Source organism: Aeromicrobium sp. (assembly GCF_049587115.1).
Taxonomy (GTDB): Bacteria; Actinomycetota; Actinomycetes; order Propionibacteriales; family Nocardioidaceae; genus Aeromicrobium.
Genome location: NZ_JBAVDI010000065.1, coordinates 1 through 6,255 on the forward strand (window position 1 = coordinate 1; position 6,255 = coordinate 6,255).

Here is a 6,255-nt window from a genome sequence, read left to right on the forward strand (position 1 = left end):
CATCGCGGAGCGATTTCCCGGGCTCGTCGTACGCCGGATCCGTTCGCAACCTCACCTGAAAGCGCCGCCCGACACCCCTGAAACGACGAGTTCCCGGGAGCACCGCTCCCGGGACCTCGCCTGCGGATCAATCAGCTGGTCAGGACCGTGCAGACCCAGCCCGGGCGGGCCGAGCTGGCCGCAGAGGCCAAACTGCGACCGGTCAGCACGACCAATCGGTCGTGGACGGCGTTCTCGTACTGTGGGTGGGCATTCTTGACGAATCCGGCGAACGTTGCACCCTGGCCCATCTCCGCAGCGATCTGCGAGACGTAGTTCTTGACCGCGGTCTTGTTCTTGACACCACTCTTCTGCAGGATCGCTGCTGCCCAGGCGGGTGCGGCCGGGTCTGCGTCGCAGCCGGTGACGACGTTGCCGCTGCCCTCACTCACGTTGACGCGGAAGCGGGCCTCGACGACGCTGAAGGTCAGATGCGGGTCGTTGTTGGTTCGCGCACTGTCGACTGCGAACGTCACATCGGCGCCGCCGACGCCTTGCGACGTGACAGTCGCCAGCACCGTGTCGCTGCAGACGTCGAAGACCCCGTCGTTCGACAGCGCTACGGTTGCGACCGCGGTGTTGCTGCTGGTGGCGTTGAGCGCGACATAGTGCGGCCCACCCTGGATGTTGCAACCCGGATGGTCCCCTGCATTCTTGCCGTCGATCTGCAGCGCGATCACGGTGCTTCCGGTCGTACCTGCTGAGTTGGCAGTGTCATAGGTGAGATTCATGGTCTCGTACACCGAATCGACCGTCACGTCGAGATCGTTGTAGAAGGTGTCGGCGACCGCGGCGGTGCCGGCCAGCGAGACGACTGCTGCCAGAGCGGCTGCAGCGAGCGAGCGAGGTAGAAGCATCGTTACTCCTTGATTGGCCCCCGTTGTATGGCCCCGCATTGGAAACCGAACCCAGCGGATCAAAGTTATGGCCATTACGGGCAGTTTCCGCATGGCCACGACGGGCCATCTCTGGGCTAGCGAGACTCGGGGACCTGCCGTCGCAGGCGCGATCCATCGATGATCAGCGCCAGCCCGTGCTCGAACGACTGCGCGCCAGCGGATGTCAGCGGTGCGCCGTCGATGGCGCCCGCACTGGCGGCCTGCAACTGAGTCTGCTCGTCGTAGACATGACCGAACACGAAGTGCACGATCGTCGTCGAGGCGCCTCGCGCGAGCTCCGGATCGAAGCCTTCCTCCACCAGGGCGGTCGCGATCCGGTCCAGGGGCGATTGGACTCCCAGACCGAATGCGTGCGCCGTGGCAATCAGCTCGGCCCCGTCCCGGTAAGCCAGCATCGCGTCGCGCAACTCGTGACCCAACGCCACCACGGCCTCGTCCCACGGCGTCCCGACCACGCTCACGCGAGCGCCCCGCACGAGCAGCTCGTAGGCGACTGCTGCCAGCAGTGCCTGCTTGTTGGCGAAGTGGTGGTAGAGCGCGCTGGGCTGCAGCCCCAGCTCCGAGGCGATGCGTCGCATCGACATGTCGGGCAGCCCGTACATGTCGAGGACGTCGATCGCACGCTCGACGACGTCAGAGCGGTGATGTCGCACACAGACCTCCAGGATTGACCGCGCCGCCAGCCTATAGGCTAACCTGAACGGCGTTCACCTGACCACCGTTCAGGTGCTGCCACCAGGAGACCCCATGACCAGCACGACCGCCCACCCCCGCAAACAGACCGTCTCGACGACGGACCTCGCGCTCATCGCCACCTTCGCCGCCCTGATCGCGGTCTGCGCGATCCTGCCCGCCTTCAACGTCACCGGGGTCGGCGTCCCCTTCACGCTGCAGATGTTCGGGATCTTCCTGGCCGGCGCAACCCTCGGCGCCCGGCGCGGCTTCCTCGCGGTGCTGCTCTACCTCGTAGTCGGCACGGCCGGCGTGCCGATCTTCGCCCAAGGCCACGGGGGTCCCTCGGTATGGGTCGGCGTCAGCGCCGGCTACCTCGTCGCGTTCCCGATCGCCGCGTTCATCGTCGGTCTGGTCTCCAGCCGGGTCGCGCGCACCAACCCAGCCGCGTTCACAGCCGTGGTCTCGATCACTGCGGCGATCGTCACGGTCGCCGTCGTGGGGACGCTCGGCACGATCGGGATGGCGATCAAGCTCGACGTGGGACTGGGTGTCGCCTGGGGCTACGCGACCCCATTCTTCATTGCCGACATCATCAAGGGCGTTGTCGCCGCGATCGTCGCCGCCGCGGTTGTCCGCGCCTTCCCCCAGCTGGTCGCCAAGCGCCGGGCGTGACGAGCGGCATCACGCTTGACGAGGTCGCCGTGTCGGTGGCCACACCCGATGGCGACCTCACGATCCTGCATTCAACGACCCTGCATCTCACCGAACGCCACATCGGACTGATCGGCAGCAACGGGTCCGGCAAGTCGACCGTGGCACGGCTGCTCAACGGTCTGATCGAGCCGACGGCCGGCCGGGTCACGATCAATGGCCTCGACACGGTGCGTGACGGTGCCGCGGTCCGCCGACAAGTCGGGTTCGTGTTCACCGATCCCAACGCCCAGCTCGTGATGCCCACCTGCATCGAGGATGTCGCGTTGTCGCTGCGCCGGTCGGTCAAGAACAAACGGCTGCGGGCGGAACGGGCGCGCGAGATCCTCACGAAGATCGGACTGGTCGACAAGGCGGACACGAGCGTGCACGCACTGTCCGGCGGGCAGAAGCAGATGTTGGCCTTGGCCGGGGTGCTGGCGACCGATCCAGAGATCGTCGTCGCAGATGAACCGACGACCCTGCTCGACCTGCACAATACCCGGCTGATCGCCGATCAGATCTTCTCGCTCCGTCAACAGGTTGTGCTCGTGACCCACGACCTGAGCCTCGCAGCGCGATGCGACCGGGTGCTGGTCGTCGATGGTGCCCGCATCGTGTTCGACGGGGCCCCCGTCGAGGCGGTGTCGTACTACCGCGGACTGGTCGAACCATGAGCCAGTTCCTGCTCGGCAACTACCGGCCTGGGACGACCTGGGTGCACCGGTTTCCAACCGGGCCCAAGCTCGGCGTCCTGGCCGTCTTCAGCTTCGGGACCGTGGTGGTACCCGGCATGTGGACCGCCCTGGCCTTCCTCGCGGTCGCGCTGCTGCTCGCCTGGTGGGTGCGGATGCCGTTGCGAGGGACCCTTCGCGCCCTGCGCCCCCTCCTGCTGGTGATCGTCCTGGTATCGGCTTTCCAGGTCTGGCAGCGTGGCTGGCCCACCGCGGTTCACGTCGTGGCCGGACTCGTTGCCGTCATCGTCGTGGCCCTGGTTTTCACCGCCACCACCTCGATCGACTCCATGCTCGACACCATCACCCGCGGGCTCGGTCCGCTGCGTCCGATCGGCGTCAACCCCGAGCGGGTGGCACTGGCGTTCTCGCTGATGATCCGCGCGATACCGGGAATCCTCGAGATCGCGCACGAGACCCACGACGCGGCGCGAGCACGGGGTCTCGAGCGCAATCCCCGTGCGCTCCTGGTGCCGCTGGCGATCCGCACGGTCGCCCGGGCCTACGACACCGGTGCCGCGCTGCAGGCCCGCGGCATTGGGGACGACTGAAGGCCGTTTACAGACGGTGGCCTCTCCCTCTAGGCTCCGAGAACGCGGATGCTCGGGGGACTTCCTCGGGTGACGCACGCACATCGGGGGATATGCAATGCGCACCACTCATGCAGTCGGCGCCACAGCCGCACTCGCAACCCTTGCCATGCTGACGGCAGGAATCCCGTCAGCCACGGCAGCACCGGACGATCGGGGAGACCGGGTCAGCTCGACCCGGCCCATCGCCAAGGACAGCTCCACGGCCCGCGCCGCCGTGGCGGCTGCGCGGTCGAACGACACAGCGACTCTCGTCGGCGATGAGCAGAAGCTCGTCGTCACCGGCGCGCTCCTCGACTCGAACGGTGCAACGCACGTACGGATGCGGCGCACCTATGACGGCCTCCGAGTCGTCGGCGGTGACCTCGTGGTTCACCGCACCGGGACGGGCGCCTTCACCGGCAGCTCGCAGACGCTCCAGAAGCGCCTGGATCTGTCGTCCACCCCGGCCCTCTCGGCAACCTCAGCGCTGAGGAGCCTCGGCACCTCTGCCGCTCGGGCAACCAAGCCAGAGCTGGTCGTCGACGCCACGTCGGCCACCCCGCGGCTCACATGGCTCGTGACCACGGGAGGCACGCAGAAGGACGGCACTCCCAGCCGGCTCGACCGCTACGTCGACGCTCGAAGCGGGAAGGTCCTCCGCTCCGAGGAGCGGATCCAGACCGTGGACGGCGACGGCGACTCGCTCTACGGCGGCACCGTGCCTCTGCAGCTCACGCAGTCGGGGAGCAGCTATCAGCTCAAGGATCCGACGCGGGGCAACACCTACACGACTGACATGAACAACGGCACCGATTCACTCCTCTGCCAGATCTTCAGTGCCGGCTGCAAGAGCGGCACCATGTTCAGCAGCTCTGACACCCACTTCGGCACCGGCAACAACAGCAGCCGCGAGTCGGCCGCCGTCGATGCGCAGTACGGCACCGACACGACCTGGGACTACTACAAGACCACCTTCGGTCGCAACGGCATCTTCGGTAACGGCAACGGCTCGTACAACCGGGTCCATTACGGCCAGAACTACGTCAACGCCTTCTGGGACGGGACCAAGATGACCTACGGCGACGGCGACGGCGTCAGCTACGGGCCGCTCACCTCCCTGGACGTCGCCGGGCACGAGATGAGCCACGGCGTCACCGAGAACTCCGCCAACCTGACGTACTCGGGGGAGTCCGGCGGCCTCAACGAGGCAACCTCAGACATCTTCGGGACGATGGTGGAGTTCTATGCCGCCAATGCCTCCGATCCGGGTGACTACCTGATCGGCGAGGAGTTCGACCTGAAGAAGCACGTGGGCTTCCGCCGGATGGACAAGCCTTCGTCGGACGGCTCGTCGTACGACTGCTGGTCGGTCACCGCCGGCCAGGCCGACGTGCACTACTCGTCGGGGATCGGCAACCACTTCTTCTACCTGCTGGCAGAGGGCTCGGGCGCCAAGACCATCAACGGGATCTCCCACAACTCACCGACGTGCAACGGCTCCACGATCGCCGGCATCGGCCGCACGGCCTCCGCTGCGATCTGGTACCGCGCGCTGACGGTCTACATGACGTCGGGCACGACCTACTCCGGTGCGAGGACTGCGACGCTGAACGCAGCCAAGGACCTCTACGGCACCGGCAGCTCGCAGTACGCCGCCGTCGGCGCGGCATGGAGCGCAGTCAGCGTCAGCTGACCCGTCGAGCCTGGCGCCGTTCGGAGGGGCCACCGGACGGCGCCAGCCGGCACAGGTCCATCGCACCTCGCTCACCGCTTCGCGGTAGCGTCTGCCGATGGACAACTTCAGGACGGCGGCCGTGGTGGCCGTGGCGCTCGTTGCGACGGCCGCCTTCGTCCGCTGGCGGCTCCTGACCCGACGCCGCGCGCTCGGGTCACCAGCAGACCGGGCGACCTACCGGACGCTGCACACCGCCTCGCTGGCCGCACCAGCTCTGCGTCTCGGGCTCGACCGGGACAGCGCGACCCGGGCGATCCCCCACGTCCGCGCGCTGCTGGGCACCTCCACCGTGGCGATCACCGACATGCACGGCCCGCTCGCCTGGGGCGGACCACGACGCGAGGTGGACGTCGAGGCCCTGACGTCGGATGCCCTCGCCCGGGGGACGACGCAGGCTTCGGATCGAGTCATCGTGGCACCACTGTCGGTTGAGCAGCGGGTCGTCGGCAGCATCGTGGTGATCAGTGACGAGGCCTCCGCCGGGCTCGTTCGCGCGACGACCGAGGTGGCCCGCTGGATGTCCAGCCAGCTCGAGCTCGCCGAGCTGTCGGAGTCGCGCACGGCCCTGATGGAGGCAGAGCTGCGGGCACTGCGGGCCCAGATATCGCCGCACTTCATCTACAACTCGCTCGGCGCCATCGCGTCGTTCGTGCGCACCGACCCCGAGCGGGCTCGCACGCTGTTGCTGGAGTTCGCCGACTTCACCCGGTACTCGTTCCGCCAGCACGGCGAGTTCACGACCCTCGCCGAGGAGCTCCGCTCCATCGAGCGGTACCTCGTGCTCGAGAAGGCGCGGTTCGGCGACCGCCTCCGGGTCGTCACCCGCGTGGCGCCGGAGGTGCTCAGCGTCAAGCTGCCGTTCCTGTCCGTGCAGCCGCTCGTCGAGAACGCGGTGCGCCACGGGCTCGAGG

General features: G+C 67.5%; 7 protein-coding genes. 5 read left to right on the forward strand and 2 right to left on the reverse strand.

Features of this window, described 5'->3' with window-relative positions; all coding sequences use genetic code 11:
• Positions 1–131 precede the first annotated feature (131 nt).
• Together WB461_RS06590 and WB461_RS06595 are read right to left on the reverse strand one after the other, a co-directional pair.
• Positions 132–896: a hypothetical protein gene (locus WB461_RS06590; RefSeq protein WP_423851928.1), complete on the reverse strand. Its 765-nt coding sequence runs from the start codon at positions 894–896 to the stop codon at positions 132–134.
• Positions 897–1,012: 116 nt separating this feature from the next.
• Positions 1,013–1,591 carry a TetR/AcrR family transcriptional regulator C-terminal domain-containing protein gene (locus WB461_RS06595; RefSeq protein ID WP_423851929.1) on the reverse strand — a complete coding sequence of 193 codons (579 nt, stop codon included), beginning with the start codon at positions 1,589–1,591 and terminating at the stop codon, positions 1,013–1,015.
• A gap of 94 nt (positions 1,592–1,685) precedes the next feature.
• Here WB461_RS06595 and WB461_RS06600 point away from each other — a divergent pair, with 94 nt between their 5' ends.
• The 5 genes from WB461_RS06600 to WB461_RS06620 all read left to right on the forward strand — a co-directional run.
• Complete coding sequence (locus WB461_RS06600) at positions 1,686–2,285, forward strand: biotin transporter BioY (protein WP_423851930.1); 600 nt, start codon at positions 1,686–1,688, stop codon at positions 2,283–2,285.
• Positions 2,282–2,980, forward strand: coding sequence for an energy-coupling factor ABC transporter ATP-binding protein (locus WB461_RS06605; protein WP_423851931.1), 699 nt, complete (start codon positions 2,282–2,284; stop codon positions 2,978–2,980). The genes WB461_RS06600 and WB461_RS06605 overlap by 4 nt, the downstream gene beginning before the upstream one ends.
• The gene (locus WB461_RS06610; protein ID WP_423851932.1) at positions 2,977–3,588 is read left to right on the forward strand and encodes an energy-coupling factor transporter transmembrane component T family protein; all 612 of its coding nucleotides are present in this window, start codon (positions 2,977–2,979) and stop codon (positions 3,586–3,588) included. The genes WB461_RS06605 and WB461_RS06610 overlap by 4 nt, the downstream gene beginning before the upstream one ends.
• A gap of 97 nt (positions 3,589–3,685) precedes the next feature.
• Positions 3,686–5,302 (forward strand): M4 family metallopeptidase, encoded by a 1,617-nt coding sequence (locus WB461_RS06615; RefSeq protein WP_423851933.1) that lies wholly within the window; start codon positions 3,686–3,688, stop codon positions 5,300–5,302.
• Positions 5,303–5,399: 97 nt separating this feature from the next.
• On the forward strand, positions 5,400–6,255 hold an 856-nt coding region (locus WB461_RS06620; protein ID WP_423851934.1), incomplete at its 3' end, for a sensor histidine kinase.